The sequence below is a fragment of the Streptococcus sp. HMSC063B03 genome (assembly GCF_001836965.1).
GTDB lineage: Bacteria > Bacillota > Bacilli > Lactobacillales > Streptococcaceae > Streptococcus > Streptococcus pneumoniae_F.
In genome coordinates this window covers 146,737-166,978 of record NZ_KV831064.1, presented here as the reverse complement: position 1 = coordinate 166,978, position 20,242 = coordinate 146,737, and the positions used below count along the sequence as shown (strand labels likewise).

Annotated in this window: 16 protein-coding genes and 1 other annotated feature; of the genes, 2 read left to right on the top strand and 14 right to left on the bottom strand. The window is 39.8% G+C overall.

What is annotated here, in order from left to right; genetic code table 11:
• Positions 1-30: 30 nt before the first annotated feature.
• Complete coding sequence (locus HMPREF2628_RS09405) at positions 31-3,132, bottom strand: DNA polymerase III subunit alpha (protein ID WP_070842998.1); 3,102 nt, start codon at positions 3,130-3,132, stop codon at positions 31-33.
• Positions 3,133-3,420: 288 nt separating this feature from the next.
• Between HMPREF2628_RS09405 and HMPREF2628_RS09400 the strand changes: the two genes are divergently transcribed.
• The gene (locus HMPREF2628_RS09400) at positions 3,421-5,703 is read left to right on the top strand and encodes a Xaa-Pro dipeptidyl-peptidase (RefSeq protein ID WP_070842997.1); all 2,283 of its coding nucleotides are present in this window, start codon (positions 3,421-3,423) and stop codon (positions 5,701-5,703) included.
• Between the two features lie 455 nt (positions 5,704-6,158).
• Positions 6,159-6,629, top strand: coding sequence for an arginine repressor (locus HMPREF2628_RS09395; protein WP_070842996.1), 471 nt, complete (start codon positions 6,159-6,161; stop codon positions 6,627-6,629).
• Positions 6,630-6,672: 43 nt separating this feature from the next.
• Here the strand turns inward: HMPREF2628_RS09395 and HMPREF2628_RS09390 are convergent, their stop codons facing one another.
• The 13 genes from HMPREF2628_RS09390 to ppc all read right to left on the bottom strand — a co-directional run bounded on the left by HMPREF2628_RS09390 (position 6,673) and on the right by ppc (position 20,234).
• Complete coding sequence (locus tag HMPREF2628_RS09390) at positions 6,673-6,831, bottom strand: hypothetical protein (RefSeq protein ID WP_001808548.1); 159 nt, start codon at positions 6,829-6,831, stop codon at positions 6,673-6,675.
• A 9-nt stretch (positions 6,832-6,840) separates the two neighbouring features.
• Positions 6,841-8,151, bottom strand: coding sequence for a GTPase ObgE (gene obgE, locus HMPREF2628_RS09385; protein ID WP_070842995.1), 1,311 nt, complete (start codon positions 8,149-8,151; stop codon positions 6,841-6,843).
• Between the two features lie 62 nt (positions 8,152-8,213).
• Positions 8,214-8,348 carry a DUF4044 domain-containing protein gene (locus HMPREF2628_RS09380; protein ID WP_000863852.1) on the bottom strand — a complete coding sequence of 45 codons (135 nt, stop codon included), beginning with the start codon at positions 8,346-8,348 and terminating at the stop codon, positions 8,214-8,216.
• 58 nt (positions 8,349-8,406) lie between these two features.
• Positions 8,407-8,583 (bottom strand): PspC domain-containing protein, encoded by a 177-nt coding sequence (locus HMPREF2628_RS09375; RefSeq protein WP_049488793.1) that lies wholly within the window; start codon positions 8,581-8,583, stop codon positions 8,407-8,409.
• Positions 8,584-8,612: 29 nt separating this feature from the next.
• On the bottom strand, positions 8,613-9,938 hold the full coding sequence (locus tag HMPREF2628_RS09370) for a glycosyltransferase family 4 protein (protein ID WP_049488750.1): 1,326 nt from the start codon (positions 9,936-9,938) through the stop codon (positions 8,613-8,615).
• A 15-nt stretch (positions 9,939-9,953) separates the two neighbouring features.
• Positions 9,954-10,997 (bottom strand): alpha-galactosylglucosyldiacylglycerol synthase, encoded by a 1,044-nt coding sequence (gene cpoA / locus HMPREF2628_RS09365; protein ID WP_049488748.1) that lies wholly within the window; start codon positions 10,995-10,997, stop codon positions 9,954-9,956.
• A gap of 114 nt (positions 10,998-11,111) precedes the next feature.
• A complete protein-coding gene (locus HMPREF2628_RS09360) occupies positions 11,112-11,441 on the bottom strand; it encodes a metal-sulfur cluster assembly factor (protein WP_000331925.1) in 330 nt (109 codons plus the stop codon).
• A gap of 14 nt (positions 11,442-11,455) precedes the next feature.
• Positions 11,456-12,565: an RNA polymerase sigma factor RpoD gene (gene rpoD / locus HMPREF2628_RS09355; protein ID WP_004259586.1), complete on the bottom strand. Its 1,110-nt coding sequence runs from the start codon at positions 12,563-12,565 to the stop codon at positions 11,456-11,458.
• Positions 12,566-12,567: 2 nt separating this feature from the next.
• Positions 12,568-14,328 (bottom strand): DNA primase, encoded by a 1,761-nt coding sequence (dnaG, locus tag HMPREF2628_RS09350; RefSeq protein WP_070842994.1) that lies wholly within the window; start codon positions 14,326-14,328, stop codon positions 12,568-12,570.
• 89 nt (positions 14,329-14,417) lie between these two features.
• A complete protein-coding gene (locus HMPREF2628_RS09345) occupies positions 14,418-15,176 on the bottom strand; it encodes an ABC transporter ATP-binding protein (RefSeq protein WP_042751299.1) in 759 nt (252 codons plus the stop codon).
• On the bottom strand, positions 15,173-16,039 hold the full coding sequence (locus HMPREF2628_RS09340; protein WP_004234420.1) for an ABC transporter permease: 867 nt from the start codon (positions 16,037-16,039) through the stop codon (positions 15,173-15,175). The genes HMPREF2628_RS09345 and HMPREF2628_RS09340 overlap by 4 nt, the downstream gene beginning before the upstream one ends.
• Positions 16,040-16,115: 76 nt before the next feature.
• Positions 16,116-17,111: a tryptophan ABC transporter substrate-binding protein gene (gene trpX / locus HMPREF2628_RS09335; protein ID WP_000792150.1), complete on the bottom strand. Its 996-nt coding sequence runs from the start codon at positions 17,109-17,111 to the stop codon at positions 16,116-16,118.
• 112 nt (positions 17,112-17,223) lie between these two features.
• Positions 17,224-17,441 (bottom strand) — a binding site (T-box leader).
• 96 nt (positions 17,442-17,537) lie between these two features.
• Entirely contained in the window at positions 17,538-20,234 is a 2,697-nt protein-coding gene (gene ppc / locus HMPREF2628_RS09330; RefSeq protein ID WP_023947212.1) for a phosphoenolpyruvate carboxylase, read from the bottom strand.
• Between the last annotated feature and the right edge of the window lie 8 nt (positions 20,235-20,242).

Here is a 20,242-nt window from a genome sequence, read left to right as displayed (position 1 = left end):
AAATGGAAAATTCTTCTATTTTCCGTAATTTTAGCGATAAATCGTTTTCATAACGATTCCACCTAATTTCTCTTCTAATTCAGTGGATTTAGTCACAAAATGATGGGGAGAAACAATCGTTCTCTGTTCCTCTTCATACCTGATGATGACTGGGATTGGGCCTTTATACTGGTCTAAAATTCTCGAAATTTCTTGATCCGATTCATGATTTTTTACCTGTATCCAAAAGCGTTCAGCCACTGCTGCTCTTATTTCTTGTGCAATCATTTGCAGACGGCCATCTCGTAACTGAATTTTTCCTCTTATATAGTAGAAAGCTCCTTCTTTCAATTCCTGCCCAATCTGTCGATATAAGTCTGAGAAGAGGGTAACATCCAATTTTTTCTTACTATCATCTACCTGTAAGAATGCCATGTTTTCACCCTTTTTGGTCCGAATCACTTTTATTTTCTGAATTTCAACCAATATAATGGCGTGACTATTTTCTGACAAATTTCCGATTGGTGTAATTGGGTAGATAGCCTTACTTGCAATAGCTTGTAAGGGATGTTTGCTAACTCCTACCCCTAGAAACTCTTGTTCCATATAGAATTTTTCTTGTTCTGTCCAATCTTCCGATTCCTGCCAACTATATATTGTATCACCGAACAAGCTTCCTAACTCTTTCACAAATTCAAATAGATTACCTAAATTATTAAATACTTTTTGGCGATTTTTTTCAAATGAATCGAAAAGACCAACTTTTACCAAAGGTTCTAGCAGAGGAAGTTTCAGATAATTCTCAGGTAATTTAGCTATAAAATCTTCAATGCTCGAATAGGGTCTATTTTCAATAATCCAAAGCGCCAAATCCTTGCTGACTCCCTTAATCGATTTCAGACCTAGATAGATGGACTTGTTGGCAATTTTATCATGATAAGGAATGGTATTGATGGACAGAGGTGCTACTTCAAAGCCTGCTTCAAGAGCGTCTGTTAGGTAATCACTGTTGGAAGAATTCAGCATGACCTGATAAAAAATGGCTGGATAATGCGTTTTGAAATAGGCCAACTGGAAGGCCAAGGCTGAGTAGGCATAGGCGTGAGATCGGTTAAATCCATAACCTGCAAACTTCTCCATAACATCAAAGACCTGCTCAGCCTTTTCCCTAGTATGACCAGCTTCTATGGAGCCTTGAATAAAGGATTCCCTCATTTCATGCATGGCAGAGGCATCCTTTTTCCCCATAGCCCGACGTAAAATATCGGCTTTTCCGAGGCTAAATCCAGCAAATCTCTGAGCAACCTGCATAACCTGCTCCTGATAGAGCATGATGCCGTAGGTTGGAGCCAAAATATCCTCCAGTACTGGATCCAGAATAGTCACTTCTTCCTGCCCATGCTTTCTTGCCACAAAATTATTGATGTAGTCACTGGCACCTGGTCGATTTAGAGAAGTAGTTGCTACGACATCTTCAAAACAGACTGGTTGCACACGTTTGAGCAAGCGAATGGCACCAGGTTGTTCAAATTGAAAGATACCTTTTGTATTGCCAGAGGCAAATAAAGCTAACGTTTCTTTGTCTTCCAAATCAATTTCTTCAATTTTAAGGTGAATACCTTCTGATTCAGCAAGCAATTCTTGCATCTTCTGGACAAAGGTCAAATTTCGCAGTCCCAGAAAGTCCATTTTCAATAGCCCGCTAGATTCAACTCCATGAGCATCATACTGAGTCAGCGGAATTTCGTCACCATGTTTTAGAGGGATGTAATTGGTCAAATCTTGGTCACTGATTACAACACCAGCCGCATGGACAGAGGTTTGTCTTGGATAGCCCTCTATCTTGCAAGCAATTTCAAAGGCTTTTTGATATTCTAGCTTACTATTGATTTGCTGACGAAACTGGAGATTACCCTCATAGGCCGACTTGAGATTATCACGAAAACTGATTTTCTTGGTAATTGCAGATAATTCATACTCTGGAACACCAAAGCGCTTCAAGACATCTCGCAAAGCTTGCTTGGCCCCAAAGGTAGAAAAAGTAACGATTTGCGCAGCATGTTTGCTACCATATTTGTTACCAACATATCTGATAAAATCTGGACGATAAATATCAGGGATATCTATATCAATATCAGGCATGGTATAGCGTTCACGATTGAGGAAACGTTCAAAAATCAGATTCTTCTGAACTGGGTCAATCCCTGTGATATCCAAAGCATAGGAAACCAAGCTACCAACTGCGGAACCTCGTCCCATTCCCATATAGTAGCCATTTGAACGTCCAAAACGCAGCAAATCCCAAACAACCAAGAAATAATCATCAAAGCCCATATCATGAATAACAGCCAATTCTTGGTCTAGACGGTCTTGATATTCTTTACCAGTTAACCCCTTCTGAGCAAGCCCCAATTCAGCGCGTTCTCTCAACTCTTCTACTGCTGGTCTAGCAGGATTAAAGCGAGGCAATTTCAGACTAGTATCCAAGTCATAAGAAATGCCTGAAATAAGCTTTTCTAAATTGTACAAGGCTTGAGGAAAACGTTCTTGGAATAGTTTCTCTAAAGAACTTGCTGATATAAAGACATCTTGTCGTGAGCGCAAGGGAACTTCTCTAAGGGGAAGATTTTCTTTAATCGCTGTTAACACTTGCAGAATTTCTCTATCCTTACTTTCAAATGTATTGACCCGATAAAGGGGCAAGATTGGATGGTGAAATTCGCTGGCCAATGTTTCTGGGTAAACACCTATATAGTAATCACAGCCTAGATTTAACAACTCAAGCTCTTCAAAATAAGGCACAATTACCGCAATATCCTCTAGATACTGATTCAGGACTGACCAAGTTTTCTCCCCCTGCATCTTGGCTGTTGAAAGTTTCATCAACTGCTGATAGCCCACACTAGATAGAGCCAAAAAACGCAGATTCACATCCTTGTCATCTACAAGCACATTCATTTCAAGCCCTAACAAAGGATGAATGCCGTATTTTTTTGTAACTTCTAGAAAGTCAAAAGCACCATAAAGATTATCGATATCCATCATAGCCAGATGAGTGTAGCCAAATTCTTTAGCTGCTCTCACATACTTGTCGATCGAAATGACGCTCTCCATAAAACTATAGACTGTTTTTGTATCTAGTTGTGCGATCAATTTACACTTCTCCTCTATCGTTCTCACTATATTATACCATTTTCTTAAAATTTCTATTACTATTACTGATGCTTTAATATCTAATAGCTCAAATCATAGTTGACTAGACAATCCTTGCACGATTTTTAACAGTATCACTAATATTTTTGTATTTAGGCTTATCATTTTACATGTTTATTTCATAAATACTCATTTTTATTTATTATAATTTCTGTTGATTTTTATAGTTTCTTTTCTCTCTATTTTTTGATATAATAAATGTAATATATTTCATAAATAGGAGGTCTTATGCGTTTTAATCAATTCAGCTATTTAGCACTACCTAGAGATACAATTATCTTTGAATTAAAAAAGTATGGATTTGATTTACCAGTCAACATTACAAATAAACAAATGCTTGAAGCGTTTCTTATTCGTTTCTTTTTTAATTTTAAAAACAGCTCCTATCCTCTATCCAGTTTAGCAGTTGATAAAGAAACTGACTTATTGACATTTTTTCAATCAGATAAAGAGTTGACTGCAGATATTTTCTATACTGTGGCTTTTCAACTTTTAGGATTTTCTTATTTGGTTGACTTTGAAAACAGTGATGTTTTCCGTAAAGAAACTGGTTTTCCCATCGTATACGGTGATTTGATTGAAAATCTCTATCAGTTACTCAATACTCGCACCAAAAAGGGAAACACTCTTATCGACCAACTTGTCAGTGACGGTCTTATTCCTGAGGATAATGACTATCACTACTTTAACGGCAAAAGTTTAGCAACTTTTTCTAGCCATGATGTCATTCGAGAAGTCGTTTACGTTGAGTCTCGTGTCGATACTGACCAAAAAGGTCTACCAGATCTAGTCAAGGTCAGCATTATTCGTCCTCGTTATGACGGGCAAATCCCTGCTATCATGACAGCGAGTCCTTATCATCAGGGAACCAATGATAAAGCTAGCGACAAAGCACTTTACAAGATGGAGGGCGAACTCGAGGTTAAACCTACTCACAAGATTGAGCTAGAAGAACCTCAACTAAATCTCGTCCAAGCCCAAGGTCAAGCTGAGCTTGTGTCAGAAGCTGAGGAAAAACTGACGCACATCAACGCTAGCTATAGTCTCAACGACTACTTCCTTCCACGTGGTTTTGCTAATCTATATGTTTCAGGTGTTGGTACAAAAGACTCCACAGGTTTCATGACTAACGGGGACTATCAGCAAATCGAGGCTTATAAAAATGTTATCGATTGGCTCAATGGTCGTTGCCGTGCCTTTACTGATCACACGCGCCAGCGTCAAGTCAAGGCTGACTGGTCAAACGGAAAAGTGGCCACAACTGGGCTTTCCTATCTAGGTACCATGTCCAATGGTCTTGCGACCACAGGTGTCGATGGTTTAGAAGTTATCATTGCCGAGGCTGGCATTTCTTCATGGTATAACTACTACCGTGAAAACGGTCTGGTCACTAGCCCAGGTGGTTATCCAGGTGAGGACTTTGACTCCCTTACTGAACTAACCTACTCTCGTAATCTCTTGGCTGGTGACTATATCCGTGGGAACGAAGCTCACCAAGCTGACTTAGAAAAAGTAAAAGAGCAACTGGATCGCAAGACTGGCGATTACAATCAGTTTTGGCATGACCGCAATTATCTGCTCAATGCCCATAAAGTAAAGGCTGAGGTTATCTTTACCCACGGTTCACAGGATTGGAATGTCAAACCACTTCATGTTTACCAGATGTTCCATGCTCTTCCATCTCATATCAATAAGCATCTCTTTTTCCATAATGGTGCCCATGTTTATATGAACAACTGGCAATCCATTGACTTCCGTGAATCCATGAATGCTTTATTGACTAAGAAATTACTGGGACAGGAAACAGATTACCAACTTCCTACTGTTATCTGGCAGGACAATACTGCTCCTCAGACTTGGTTATCTCTTGATAACTTCGGTGAGCAAGAAAACTTTGAAACCTTCGCACTTGGTCAAGAAGAGCAAGTTATTCAAAACCATTACTCAGATAAGGATTTTGAGCGTTATGGTAAGACTTACCAGACCTTCAATACAGAACTCTATCAAGGGAAAGTCAATCAAATCACCATTGACCTTCCTGTAACCAAATATCTTCACTTGAACGGTCGAGCTCAACTCAATCTTCGTATCAAATCCAGCACAAACAAGGGGCTCTTATCAGCTCAACTGCTAGAACTTGGACAGAAGAAATACCTACAACCTTATCCAGCTGTTTTAAGTGCTAGAACCATTGACAACGGTCGCTACTACATGTTGGAAAATCTTAACGAATTGCCTTTTCGTGAAAATGCACAACGCGTCGTGACAAAAGGCTGTCTCAATTTGCAAAATAGAAATGATCTACTGTTAGTAGAGGATATTACCGCAGATGAATGGATGGATATCCAATTTGAATTGCAACCAACTATTTACAAGTTAAAAGAAGGAGATACTCTTCGTTTAGTCCTCTATACTACTGACTTTGAAATCACAATCCGTGACAATACTGACTACCAGCTGACTGTCGATCTTGAACAGTCTAGTCTTATCCTACCTTGTCAAAAGGTATAATATATCAGACTGTTCAATATGGAAGATTTCCACTTGAACAGTCTAACGAAAAATAAACTTGGTTTCAAATTCAATCCCGATATAGGCTTATGATAAGTCTACACGGAAGTTTGGACAAAAGATACTAAGACCCTAACCAACATGTGTGCTCATTAATAATACTCGCTACCACATGTTGGAAAATCTCTGTGAATTAACATTAATCGTAAATTCACAACAAGTCGTGACAAAATGCTACCCTAATGGAAGGATTTACTGTCAGTAAAGAACACAACAGATATAAAGCCAATTCATCTACATTCAACTAGTGACAAGTTAAAGGAAGGAGATTTTCTCCGTATAGTTCTTTATACTACTGACTTTGAAATCATCATACGTGACAATACCGCTTACCACCCGACTGACATTCTCGTTCAGTCCACGCTTTCTGTACCTTGTACAAGGAGTAACAATTTATGAACAAATCTGAACACCGACACCAACTCATACGAGCTCTTATAACGAAAAACAAGATTCATACTCAAGCTGAGCTACAAGCTCTTCTTGCCGATAATGATATTCAAGTTACACAAGCTACACTTTCGAGAGATATTAAAAGCATGAACCTTTCAAAAGTACGAGAAGAAGACAACTCTTACTACGTGCTCAATACAGATTCTATCTCAAAATGGGAAAAACGTCTCGAAATTTATATGGAGGATGCTCTTGTCTTGATGCGCCCCGTTCAACACCAAGTCCTGCTAAAAACCCTTCCTGGACTTGCTCAATCCTTTGGTTCTATCATTGATGCTTTGAGCTTCCCTGACGCTATCGCTACTCTCTGTGGAGATGATGTTTGTCTCGTCATCTGTGAAGATGCAGAAGCTGCTCAAAAATGCTTTGAAGAATTAAAAAAATTCGCTCCACCATTTTTCTTTGAAGAATAACAAAATTCCGTGTCTCATGTGGCACGGAATTTTGTTATATTCTTTACTGAGATGGATTCTCTTTTTTAGTTCGTGCTAATCTCAGGGCACGATTTGGATTGAGACGATTAAACAGTTCTTCCAATTTCTTTTCATTCCAAACGTCTGCGGCGGAAACAAAGTTGCCATCTGCATCTCGGAAAGATATCGGTTTATCTCCCATATCAGTCTCCTAGTCTACAAATTCAAACTCAAACTTGCCAATGCGGACCAAATCACCATCTTTAGCTCCACGCTCACGAAGGACTTCATCAACCCCCATGCCCCGTAGCTGGCGAGCAAATTTCATGACCGATTCGTCACGATCAAAGTTGGTCATATTAAAGAGTTTCATGAGTTTTTCACCAGAAAGCACCCATGTCGCATCGTCATCACGACTAATTTCAAAGGCTTTCTCTTCCTCGTCAAATCCATAGTAAGCTTCTTCTTCCATATCGGACTCGTCGTAGAGCAAGAATTCTGGTGTCTTATCTAGCAATTCAGCTGTAGCATCCAATAGAGTAGCCAGACCTTGCTTGGTCAATCCAGAAATTGGGAAAATAGCTGGTAAGTCTTCAAATTCATCGTAGTTTTCAGCTAATTTTTTCTTGAATTCTTCAAGATTTTCCTGACTCTCAGGCATATCCATCTTATTGGCTACAATAATCTGTGGACGCTCCATGAGGCGAAGATTGTATGACTCCAGCTCCTTGTTAATGGCAAGATAATCCTCATAAGGATCACGTCCTTCACTAGCTGACATATCAATAATATGAAGGATAACACGGGTACGCTCAATGTGACGGAGAAACTGAGTTCCCAAACCAACACCTTGACTAGCCCCTTCAATCAAACCTGGTAAATCAGCTACTGCAAAGGAGTCACCTGATTGGGTACGAACCATACCAAGATTTGGCACAATAGTCGTAAAATGGTAGGCACCAATTTTAGGTTTAGCAGATGTGATAACACTTAAAAGGGTTGATTTCCCAACAGATGGGAATCCAACTAAACCAACATCAGCCAAGATTTTTAGTTCCAATTGTAACTCACGTTCCTGACCTGGTTCTCCATTTTCAGAGATTTCCGGTGCAGGATTTTTTGGTGTCGCAAATCGAATATTTCCACGTCCACCGCGACCACCGTGGGCAACGATAAATTCTTGACCGTGTTCAATCAAATCTGTCAAGACCTTGCCAGTCTCTGCATCACGCACAGTCGTACCTTGTGGTACTCGAACTCTAAGGTCCTCAGCACCACGACCATGCATCCCTTTGGTCATTCCTTTTTCACCAGACTCAGCCTTGAAATGGCGATTGTAGCGGAAATCCATCAAGGTACGTAGCCCTTCGTCTACAACGAAGACCACATTTCCTCCACGACCACCGTCACCACCCCAAGGACCGCCATTAGGGACATATTTTTCACGGCGAAAGGCAACCATGCCATCGCCACCATTACCAGCCTTGACCTTGATCTTAGCTGTATCTAAAAACATACTCATTTTTTCTTCTCACTTTAAAAAAGGGCTGGGAAATCCCAGTCACAAAATTTTCTTGAATCTTTTTATAGATTACTGAGGGCACCAATTGCAGTTGCAAAAATACCCAAAATACTTGCTACTAACATGATAAGCACGATAAGCAAGGTTAATTTCTCAAACATCGTTTTTTTACGTTTTCCATTATCTCCAAATGCCATTTTTATCTCCTTCGTTACATTCTATTTTCTATTATCTTAGCATGAATTTAGCTAGTTTTCAATAGTCACTTGCTACGGGCGCAATAATCCATAAAATGATATAGGCTACAATTCCAACTCCGTAACAAAAAGCAAGGACACCCCAAATAACGCGAACGATAGTAGGATCCATATCTAGATAATTGGCCACCCCAGCACAAACACCCGCAATCTTTTGGTCACGGCCGCTTCTCATTAATCGTTTATTCATAACTTGTCCTCTTTCTATTCTTCACGGTCTGTCAAATAATCTCTCATGCTAATCAGCTGTGTTTTCGACGCTTTTAGCATCCGTCTAGAGCCTTTTACCGGTACAGCAACCACCTGTTGTGGAAGATACAAAACTGTCTTAAAGATACGCTGACTGACCGTATCATCTTTAGATAAATCTTTCTGGAAATTATTTGAAATAATGGCATCCAGATAAAATTCATGCACTCGTTTCCCAAAATTCTCGGCTGAAATCTCGTATAATTTAGCTGATAAGGTATACTCATTCATGTCTGGCGTTGCAATCAGGGCTTCTAAAATAGCCCCAGCCAAATCATGTTCACCGTAGTACAAGGTTCCAAACATCTTGTCATTGATAAGATTATCCAGATAAGGATTTCCGTGAGCAATGACAGGCGTTCCACTGGCCAAGCTTTCCAAGTATGTCAAACCTTGCGTCTCACTTGTCGATGCCGAGATAAAGAAATCCGCCGCCTTGTAGTAAAGAGCCGTTTCACTAGGAGCAATCATTCCTGTAAAGATAACTGAGTCTTGAATCTCTAGTTTCTGAGCTTGCTCTTTGAGGTCATTCAGATAAGGCCCATCCCCAGCAACTACCAGTTTAACCTTGTCTTCCTCTTTCAGAACTTCTGCAAAAGCTGCTAATACTGCTTGAATATTTTTTTCATAGGAAATTCTGGAAAGACTCAGCAACATCTGTTCATCATCTTGAATTCCTAATTTACTACGCAGTTCTTTTAGATTTTCTTGCTTGATTTCCGGACGCTCAAACTTGGCTAATTCAATCCCAGTTGGAATGACCCTTTTTTCAACCTTAACCTTATAGTCAGATAGCAAGTCACGGACAATCTCACTCGGGCAAATCACCCCATCCACATCATGCAAGAAACCTCTAACCAGATACTTGACCATACTAGGACGAATCAACATCCCCTTGGCAATATAATGCACATAGTCTTCGTATTGGGTGTGATAGGTATGGATGACTGGGATTTTCAATTCACGCGCAATCCAAATCCCCAACAAACCAAGAGAAAATTCTGTCTGAGTATGGATAATATCTAGCTGATACTGTTTGGCAATTTCAAGCGCCTTGCTAAAACCTCGGTAGGCAAAGCGACGATCTTTAAAAGCAAAAAAAGGAACACTTGGAATGCGGATAATTTGCCAATCTTCGTAGCGATTGACATCCTTATCTGTCGTAGTAAAGATAAAAACAGCATGTCCCTGCTTTTCAAGTTCGGTTTTCAAGGTTCGAATACTGGTCGCAACACCTGAAACCTGAGGAAAATAGGTATCTGTAAATAAACCAATTCGCATAGATTACCTCACTTTTTACTTTCTCCCTAAAGCGGCTTGTTTCTCATAAAAGTCCAACCAGATTTGTAACAGATGCTCTTCTGAATACTCCCTAGAAATATTCTTAGCTTTTTCTTTGAGTTCTTTTAAGGCAGCAGGATTTGCTTGATATTCCAAAATAGCCTCTTTCATCTCTTCTCTATCTGCTGTCGCCCGATAATTTCCCTCTAAAATCACCTTATAGAGATCCAAATCACGTAACATGATAGGAGCCTCACAACTGGCCGCTTCTAAAATAGTCATCGGAAAGAGTTCATTGTAACTAGGCAACAAGAAAAGGTCCGCTAGGGCATACAATTCACGCATCCGCTCTGGTGACACAATACCTGGAAACATCAAATTTTTAGGGGGATTCTCCATCATTTTCTTGTAGCGTTCATAACCATCTGTCATACCACCAAAAGAGAAACCGCCGGCCCAGATAAAGGTAATCTGCGGCAATTCCTCAGCCAGACGGATAAAGTCATCAATCCCTTTGCGTTTCTGAACTTGACCAGCACCTACTACGATAAACTGATTGTCACTAAGACCTAGCTCTGTACGAAGTCTCGCTACCTCTTCCTGTGGAAGAGGATGCCATTTTTCCTTATTGACAAAGTTAGGAATATAAGTCACTTTTTCACGTGGAATACCAGCTGCCACCAAATCCTCAATAAACATCGGATTGACCACAACCAAGTGCTCCATCCGGTTGTAAAAAGAAAATACATAGCGTTTCACAATTCTCTTTAAGAAAAATGGAATTTTCAAACTCCCCTCAAGTGTATCAGGCAAGAAATGCACATAGCCAATTTTCCTTCCTGAGCGTTTCTTTTGAAATGTTGATAAATAATAGGGGAAATCAATTGTATGAAAGTGAGTCACATCTGCCTCTATTGGAAGATTTTCTGTAACAATCAATTGGTCCTTGGCATCACGGTGAAGAAGACGAACTAATTCACGGTAGGCACCTGAAACTCCTTGTCCTGCTACTTTCTCACTTGAACTCAACATATTGATGCGTAATTTCTTTTTTTCCATAACTACTATTATATCATTTTCTTTGAATAAAATCAGCAAAAGAAAGGAGAGACTAGGGAAAAGAGGGGGAAATTTCCTCGCTTTTCCAATAATCTCTCACATGTTTTTATAGGTTTACTTAATGCCTAGGGCAATGCGTGCATAGCGACTCATTTTTTCAACTGTCCAGGCTGGATACCAGACTAATTTAACCTCAGTATCCGTTACTTCTGGCACCTCTGTCATAGCATCATAAATCTGGTCTGTCAAAAGATCTGCTAGGGGACAACCCATGGTTGTCAAAGTCATATCAATCTCTGTTTGCCCTGTGTCACCGTCAAAACGAATCTCATAAATCAAACCAAGATTGACAATATCGATTCCCAACTCAGGGTCAATAACTTCTTCCAAGGCTGATAAAATTCGTGTTTTGATGTTTTCGATTTGCTCTTCTGTATAAGCCATATTCATCCTCACTCTTAGTCTTCAATAAAATCACGAAGCGGTTTGCTGCGACTTGGTTGGCGTAGTTTTCTCAAAGCTTTAGCTTCAATCTGACGGATACGTTCGCGAGTCACGTTAAAGACTTTACCCACATCTTCAAGAGTACGCATTTTACCATCATCTAGCCCAAAACGCAGACGCAAAACATTTTCTTCACGGTCTGTAAGAGTATCCAAGACCTCATCCAACTGCTCACGCAAGACGATACGAGTTGTATAGTCCACTGGATTTTCAATCACTTCATCTTCGATAAAGTCCCCAAGGTGGCTATCATCCTCTTCACCAATAGGAGTTTCAAGAGATACTGGTTCTTGGGCAATCTTCAAGATTTCACGAACCTTGTCAGGAGTCATATCCATACGTTCAGCGATTTGTTCTGGTGTTGGATCTTGTCCCAATTCTTGAAGAAGGTTACGCTGTTCACGAACCAATTTATTGATGGTTTCAACCATGTGAACTGGGATACGGATAGTACGAGCTTGATCCGCAATAGCACGAGTGATAGCCTGACGAATCCACCAAGTTGCATAAGTTGAGAACTTGAACCCTTTAGAATAGTCAAACTTGTCAACCGCCTTCATCAAGCCCATGTTCCCTTCTTGAATCAAGTCAAGGAACTGCATACCACGGCCGACATAGCGTTTGGCAATCGAAACAACCAAACGAAGGTTGGCTTCCGCAAGACGTTGTTTGGCTTCGATATCACCCGCTTCAACAGCCAGCGCCAATTCTTTTTCCTCTTCATTGGTCAAGAGAGGAACGACCCCGATTTCTTTTAAGTACATACGGACAGGGTCATTAACCTTAGCCGAAGTTGAACCAATCAAGTCCTCATCACTAAGTTCTGGTTCTTCTTCAGCACTAAGAACACGCGCACTTGGATTCCCTTCGTTATCTGTGATAGAAATTCCTGCATCCTGAATTCGTTGCAAGAGATCTTCAATCCCATCAGCATCCAAGGTAAAAGGAATAACTAGACTAGCATTGATTTCATCATCAGTTGCTGTCCCTTTTTGTTTATGATTACGGATAAATTCTGCTACTTGTACATCAAATGTTGTTACTTCTTTTTGTTTTGTTGCCATTATTACTCCATTCTTCTCTTTTGGGAAATTAAACGTTCCAATTCTTCTAAGGCTGTGTCGGTATCTCCTACATGGCTAGCTTCCTGCACCTTCTTTTTGATTCTCATATTGTCCTGATTCAAGAGAGCCTTGTTTCGAGTCATTTCTACTTCACTAAGTTCCTGAGGTGACATCTCAGCAGGCAAATCCTGAGCTAAAACTTGGTACCAAGCTCTTTCAACTTCCTCTGTCTGTTCAGCTAGAACTTCTGGAGGAAGATTTCCATACTGGCCAAGCAAGTCATATAAAACCTGAAATTCAGGCGTATCAAATGCAAAGTCTTCTCGCAAGCGGTAATCGTTCAAAATAAGAGGGGATTCCATCATTCGATAAAGTAGATGAGCTTCTGCTCTCATAATAACCGATAACTGCTTGGTGACAGGCATAGTAATTGGCGTCGGTCTGGAAATTCCTTCCATGCGATTCTGCCTTTGTGCCTGGCGGCTTTCATTAACAATCTGCTCAATCTGGGCATAATCAAAGGACGCCAGACTATCAGCTAAAATATGAATATAGCTGTTTTGAGCGGTGATGGACTTTTCTTGAACAATCAAGGGAGCTATTTTTTCAATAAACTCAATCTGAGCCTGCAGATTTTCACTATTTTCAGGTTTGTACTGGTGAATGTAGAACTCAATCGGACTAATACGAGTTTTCGTTAATAGATAGGCCAAATCTTCTGGTCCATTTTTTTGTAGATACTCATCCGGATCCAAGCTATCAGGCATGCTAACGATTTGCACAGGCATATCACCAATTTCATCCAGCGCTTTCAATGTCGCAGCCTGCCCAGCCTTATCGCCATCGTATACCAGAACCAACTTCTTGGTTAACCTTTTCAGATGCTCAACATGCTCACGACTCAAGGCTGTTCCCATAGATGCGACAGCATTTTCGATTCCAGCCCGATAGGCTGCAATGACATCCATGAATCCTTCCATGAGGTAAATCTCACTGGTTTTGCCAGAAGATTTTTTTGCCCTATCCATATGATATAATTCGTAACTTTTGTTAAAAATTGCAGTCGATCGGCTATTTTTATACTTAGAAGTTTGTGAATCCGTTTTCTGCCAGATACGACCTGAGAAGGCAATAACTTTTCCTTGGTCATTTGTCAGGGGAAACATAATACGATTGTGAAAGGTGTCTACAAATTGATTGGCATCCGAGAGATAAAACAGTCCTGAATTCAAGAAATCCTCTTCACGATACTGACCAGACAAACGTTGATAAAGATAGTTGCGTTCTGGAGGTGCTAAACCAATCCGAAAATGTTTGAGCACTTCATCTGTCAAACCACGCTGATAAAGGTAATTTCTGGCCTCTTCTCCCATAGTCGTTGTCATGAGAATAGCATGGTAAAATTTGGCAGCATCTTCGTGCATATCATAAAGAGCTTGGTGAGGCGAAACTGGCTTCTGTTCACTATAAAGCGGCTTTTCAACCTCAATCCCAACACGCTGACCTAAGATTTGGACAGCCTCCATAAAGGGAACCCCTTGGTACTCCTCTATGAACTTAAAGACATCACCTGAGCGACCACAACCAAAACAGTGGTAAAACTGCTTATCCTCAACAACGTTGAAAGAAGGTGTTTTTTCACCATGAAAAGGACAGAGCCCTAGATAGTTCCGTCCTGCCTTTTGTAAAGAAATCACATCTCCTATGACTTCCACAATGTTGGCATTGTTTTTGATTTCTTCAATGACTTGTTTGTCAACCATACACAATACCTCCATGTTATCATAGTTTACTTTATATAGTATACTTTATTTCAGAAAAAAAGTAAACCATTTCACTCATTTTCCCTAGTTTATTCAAAGAGCTGATAATAATCAGAGATTTTCATTTTTGCTTTTTCTTCTTGTTTCAAATCTTGGATAATTCGTCCTTCTTTCATGACAATTAAACGATTACCATATTTGAATGCATCTTCCATATGATGGGTAATCATAAGCGCTGTCAGCTGATCTTTCTTGACAAATTCATCTGTCAATTCCATCAAAGCCACACTGGTCTTTGGATCAAGGGCTGCAGTATGCTCGTCTAACAAGAGTAATTCAGGACGCTTCAAGGTTGCCATCAAGAGACTCAAAGCCTGTCTTTGTCCACCTGATAAGAACTCAATCGGTGTATTCAAGTGTTTCTCAAGACCGTTTCCCACTTTTTCAATGGTTGACTGAAATTCATCCTTATAGCTAGCCAGACGTCTCGGAAACAGTCCACGCTTTTCACCACGAAACTTGGCAATCAAGAGATTCTCTGCCACTGTCATACGAGGAGCTGTCCCCATCTTGGGATCTTGGAAGACACGAGACAGATATTTAGCGCGCTTCTCTGGTGAAAACTTAGTAACATCCTCACCTAAAATACGGATAGTTCCACTGGTTAGTGATAAAGTTCCTGCAATAGTGTTAAAGAGAGTCGATTTCCCAGCACCATTTCCACCTAAAATCGTGATAAAGTCCTGTTCAAAAATTTCTAAGGAAACATCATTTAAAATAATCTTTTCTTCATCAAAGCCATTTTTAACGACTTTGGTTGCATTTTTTAATTCTACAATTGCTGTCATTTGCTTAATTTGGCTCCTTTCAAGATTGTTTGCTTAAATGTTGGAATCATGAGGCAGACTGCTAAAATCACGGCGCTGTACAAACGAAGGTAACTTGTATTAAAGCCAAGCGCAATAACTGCCCACACTAAGAATTGATAAGCGATAGAACCTACAACGATAGTAACTAGACGCTCTGCTAAGCTCAAACTCTTGAAAATAACTTCCCCAATAATCAAACTTGCAAGCCCCACAACGATAACCCCGATTCCTCGAGAAACATCAGCATAGCCTTCTTGCTGGGCAATGAGAGCACCTGCAAGGGCAATCACCCCATTTGATAAGACCAAGCCCATGAGCTCCATGCGTCCAGTATGAATTCCAAAACTTCTAGCCATATCAGGATTGTCACCTGTAGCAATATAGGCTTGGCCAAGTTTAGTGTCCAAGAAAAAGAGCATGAGAGCAATGACAAGACTGACAAAGATAAGACCCGTCAAGAGTTGGTTCAAGTCTGAATCAAAAGGTAAGACATCCTGAATTTGCTTAGTTCCAAGCAAGCCTAAATTGGCACGTCCCATAATCAAGAGCATGATAGAGTGACAAGAAGTCATCACCAAAATCCCTGAGAGCAAGGTTGGAATCTTCCCTTTTGTATAAAGAAGGCCTGCTGCCATTCCAGCCAAACAACCTGCTCCAACAGCAACAAGTGTTGCTAAAAAAGGGTTCACGCCTTTGGTTATCAGAGTGACAGCAACAGCTCCCCCAAGAGGGAAGGAACCTTCTGTTGTCATATCTGGAAAGTTTAAAATCCTAAATGTCATAAAGATTCCCAGACCTAAAATAGCCCAGACAAATCCTTGAGAAATAATAGATAATATCATCTGTTTCTTAACCTTTTCTATATGATGTCTATTGTAAAAAAATTGGAGGAGATGTCCCCAACTCCTCCATTACAGATTATTCGATCACTTGTCCTGCTTCTTTTAGAACAGATTCAGGAATCGTAATACCTAGCTCTTGTGCCAATTTCTTGTTGATAACTGACTTACCAGTTGAAAAGACATTGACTGGGGTATCAGCTGGTTTTGCACCTTTCAAGACTTGGGCAATCATTTTACCTGTTGCCACACCAAGGTCGTGTTGGTCAACTACAACTGATGCCAAGCCACCTGCTTCTACCATGGCAGTCGCGCTTGGATAGATTGGTTTTTTAGCTGATTGGTTGCTTGATACAACAGTTGAGAAGGCTGAAGCAATTGTGTTATCGATTGGAACCCAGATAGCATCAACCTTGCTAGTCATAACGTTAACTGTTGAAGCAATTTCATTTGTTGAAGGAACAGCAAATGTTTCTACAGTCAAACCTGCTTTTTCAGCATAAGCCTTAAATTCTTCTACCTGAGTTTTTGAATTGTCTTCGCTGCTTGAGTAAAGAGCTCCGATTGTTTTCACATTTGGTGTCAAAGCTTTGATGAGTTCAACTTGTTGTTGAGCTGGATTGTGGTCAGATACCCCTGTGATGTTGCCACCTGGTTTTTTCAAATCTTTAACCAAGTTCGCACCGATTGGGTCTGTAATAGCAGCCATGATAACCGGTAGGTCTTTTGTGGCACTAGCCAAGCCTTGAGCAGCTGGTGTTGCAATCCCTACTACTAGGTCATTCCCATTTGCGACCAGTTGTTTACTCATTGTCGCAACCTTACTTTGATCACCTTCTGAGTTCATAAAATCGATTTTAACTTGGTCATCTTTATAACCTTCTTCTGCAAGGCCATCTTGAATCCCTTTATAAATCAAATCAAGAGATGGATGGCTAACAAACTGAAGAACACCAACTTTGGCAACTTTCTTCTCATTCTTAGCTTCTGGTTTATTCATTGAAGAGTAAATTAAGCTTCCTGCTACTAAGACTGCTAATGCAGCGATAATTCCAATTAAACGTTTATTTTTCATGCTATTTCTCCTTTTTACTTCCTTTAAAATACTTCACTTATCAAAACAAGCGACGCCATCGTTTTCTTTCCATACTAACCTCCATCAAAAAAGTCCTCACACAAAAAACTTGTGTGAGGACGTCGATGCGCGGTACCACCTCAATTATAGGGAATTTCCCTATCGCTCTGTCTCGCAATAACGAGATGCACTGTAAGGTGTGCTCACCGAATTTTTATGATTTCAAATTCTAAATAACATTCAGCCCAATTTTCATCATCATCACTTATCTGTTTTCAGCTACCACAGACTCTCTAAAAAGTTTGAATGATTACTTTTCTGAATGGTTAAATTATATCATTTTTCAACTACTTGTCAAGACTCTTTTAGCATTTTTTTGAAAGATTCAAAAACTTCCCCTATAGAAAAGAGGAAGTTTGAAAGACATCAGCCCGAATTACGCAATCCTGTCGCAATTCCGTTGATGGTTGTATGGATTAATTTTTCTTGGTCGCTAGATAATTCTCCTCGGCGTTGACGTTTAATCAACTCCAACTGGATATAGTTAAGGATATTAAAGTAAGGCATACGATAATCCAAACTTGCTTTTAGATATGGATTTTCAGCCAAGAGTTCATCATATCCTTCAATAGCCAAGATGACTTCCTTGGTAACTTGCCATTCGTTTAAAATAGTCTCATAGATTGCTTTTACTTCTTCATCTTCACAAAGTTTGGCATATTCAAAAGCAATATTCATATTTGATTTTGACAAGACCATGTCGACATTTGAAAGAAGCGATTGGAAGAAAGGCCAGTTTTGGTACATATCTCGTAAGATAGCGATATTTTCTGGATTTTTATCGATAAATTCCTTGAAGCTTGAACCAACCCCATACCAGCCAGGGAACATGACGCGACTTTGCGACCATGAGAATACCCAAGGGATGGCTCTCAAACCACCGATTTCAGTAATAGTCTTACGAGCGGCTGGACGAGAACCAATGTTAAAGCTTGAAATAGCCTTGATTGGACTTGACTCGAAGAAATAATCATAGAAATGGTCATTACCAAAGACCAAATCACGGTAGATATCGTAACTACGGTCCACTACTTGGTCCATAATAGCTTCATAACGATTTGAGGTATTTGTATCACTCTTCTTCTGAGTAATCATACGGTTAATGGCTGCAGATACTAACATTTCAAGGTTATAGTAAGCTGCGTCTTTATTACCGTATTTATTGCCAATTACTTCACCCTGCTCTGTCAAACGGATACGATCCTTGATAGACTTGAGCGGTTGAGATGTGATGGCTTCATAGGTTGGTCCACCACCACGACCGACAGTCCCACCACGGCCGTGGAAGAAGGTAACCTTAACGCCGAATTCATCTCCAATAGCAGTCAATTGTTGTTGAGCCTTGTAGAGGGTCCAACATGATGATAGGTAGCCACCATCTTTATTACTATCAGAGTAGCCAAGCATGATTTCTTGGTAGTTATTACGTGAAGCAATCCATTTCTTAGCAAGAGGAAGAGAAAGGTATTCTCTCATGGTTTCTTCTGAGTGGTCCAAGTCCTCAATTGTTTCAAAGAGAGGAACAATTTGGACACGGGCTCTTTCTTTATCAACTAACCCTACTTCTTTTAGCAAGATAGCCAATTCCAACATGTCTGATACGCTGGTTGCATGTGAAATGATTGTCTGACGAATGACATCATCTCCCAACTTATCTTTCAACTTACGAGCAGCCTTAAAGATTGCTAATTCTTTTTCAAGTAACTCTGATTTTTCAACATGAGTGGCAGAAAGAATACGTGGATCTTCTTCCAATTCTTTCAAGAGAAGCTGGCATTTTTCTTCTTCACTTAGTTCGCTATAATGAGAATGAATACCTGCTGATTTCAAGAGTTCAGCCACACAGGCTTCATGAACACTAGAATCTTGACGCATGTCAATAGATGCCAAATAGAAACCAAAAATTTCAACTGCCTGGATCAACTCAACAAAATCACCAGAAATCAGTGCTTCACCCTTGTTTTCCAAGAGGGAATCACGAATGGTAATTAAATCCTTATAAAAATCATTAGCTGTTTCATAGCGAGCTCCAACTTCCTTATCCTCAATCAAATAAGCTTTTGTCGCTTGGATTTTTGATTGAATATCAAACAAGGCACGACGGTATAGCTCTTTTTCACGATAAATAGAATTATCCTTAGACTGACGAGCCATTTCTCTGACTTGCTTGCTCACATTGACAATACTGGTTGAGAGAGAGAACTCACGATAAAGTTGGTAAATTTTTTCATCATAGTAGTTCATGATGACTTCACACTGAGTCATAGCAGATTGTTTCAAGGTATCTGCTGTAACAAAAGGATTCCCATCACGGTCTCCACCAATCCACATACCCATGGTAATTGGTTTTGGATGTTTCAACTCCAAGCCATGTTTTTTAGCCAGACGTTTGTACTCAGCAGTCAAATGAGGAACTGCCTTCAGGAATGAACTATTGTAGTATTCCATAACATTCGTGATTTCATTGGTTACTTTCAATTTCTTTTCACGAATCATGTCTGTCTGCATGATAATTTCAATATAACGACGGAGATCATTATGCCATTTTTCCTTATTAATCAAGCCTAATTTCACATCACGATACTTACGCAAGAGGGTATGGATATGGTTTGTCAAATCCAACATACTCTTACGTTGTACTTGTGTTGGATGGGCAGTCAAAACAGGGACAACATTCAAATGTTCTAGAATTTCAACTGCATTTTCTTTTTCTGCAACCATTTTGATCGTTGCTGACAATTTACCAAGATAATCTTGATCAATATTATTTTGGTGGTTGATTTCATAAGCCAAATCCACGTCTTCTGAAATATTAATCAAAAGGGGCAAGATAGAGAAATAGCGTGAAATATAAGCCATTTCATCATTTGACAGACTCGTAACCAATTGGTTCAAGCCCTGATAATCTTCTTGAGTTGATAATTCTTTCAACTCCATGATTTTTGCAAAAGTCTCTGGGGCAAGCATATTTTTAGTGATATCTTCTAACAATTCTGTTAAAATCAATACTTCTTCTTGCACGACAGCTTTATTACTATAGTTTTCTAATTTTTGAAGAGACATAGGTAATC

Bases quoted from the DNA above. Each gene is read 5' to 3' on its own strand.
- obgE (WP_070842995.1), bottom strand. From the start codon at position 8,151: ATGAGTATGTTTTTAGATACAGCTAAGATCAAGGTCAAGGCTGGTAAT.
- HMPREF2628_RS09370 (WP_049488750.1), bottom strand. From the start codon at position 9,938: ATGCGAATTGGTTTATTTACAGATACCTATTTTCCTCAGGTTTCAGGT.
- HMPREF2628_RS09390 (WP_001808548.1), bottom strand. From the start codon at position 6,831: ATGGGAGATAAACCGATATCTTTCCGAGATGCAGATGGCAACTTTGTT.
- HMPREF2628_RS09375 (WP_049488793.1), bottom strand. From the start codon at position 8,583: ATGAGAAGCGGCCGTGACCAAAAGATTGCGGGTGTTTGTGCTGGGGTG.
- HMPREF2628_RS09400 (WP_070842997.1), top strand. From the start codon at position 3,421: ATGCGTTTTAATCAATTCAGCTATTTAGCACTACCTAGAGATACAATT.
- cpoA (WP_049488748.1), bottom strand. From the start codon at position 10,997: ATGGAAAAAAAGAAATTACGCATCAATATGTTGAGTTCAAGTGAGAAA.
- HMPREF2628_RS09340 (WP_004234420.1), bottom strand. From the start codon at position 16,039: ATGATATTATCTATTATTTCTCAAGGATTTGTCTGGGCTATTTTAGGT.
- dnaG (WP_070842994.1), bottom strand. From the start codon at position 14,328: ATGGTTGACAAACAAGTCATTGAAGAAATCAAAAACAATGCCAACATT.
- rpoD (WP_004259586.1), bottom strand. From the start codon at position 12,565: ATGGCAACAAAACAAAAAGAAGTAACAACATTTGATGTACAAGTAGCA.
- ppc (WP_023947212.1), bottom strand. From the start codon at position 20,234: ATGTCTCTTCAAAAATTAGAAAACTATAGTAATAAAGCTGTCGTGCAA.
- trpX (WP_000792150.1), bottom strand. From the start codon at position 17,111: ATGAAAAATAAACGTTTAATTGGAATTATCGCTGCATTAGCAGTCTTA.
- HMPREF2628_RS09380 (WP_000863852.1), bottom strand. From the start codon at position 8,348: ATGGCATTTGGAGATAATGGAAAACGTAAAAAAACGATGTTTGAGAAA.
- HMPREF2628_RS09345 (WP_042751299.1), bottom strand. From the start codon at position 15,176: ATGACAGCAATTGTAGAATTAAAAAATGCAACCAAAGTCGTTAAAAAT.
- HMPREF2628_RS09360 (WP_000331925.1), bottom strand. From the start codon at position 11,441: ATGGCTTATACAGAAGAGCAAATCGAAAACATCAAAACACGAATTTTA.
- HMPREF2628_RS09395 (WP_070842996.1), top strand. From the start codon at position 6,159: ATGAACAAATCTGAACACCGACACCAACTCATACGAGCTCTTATAACG.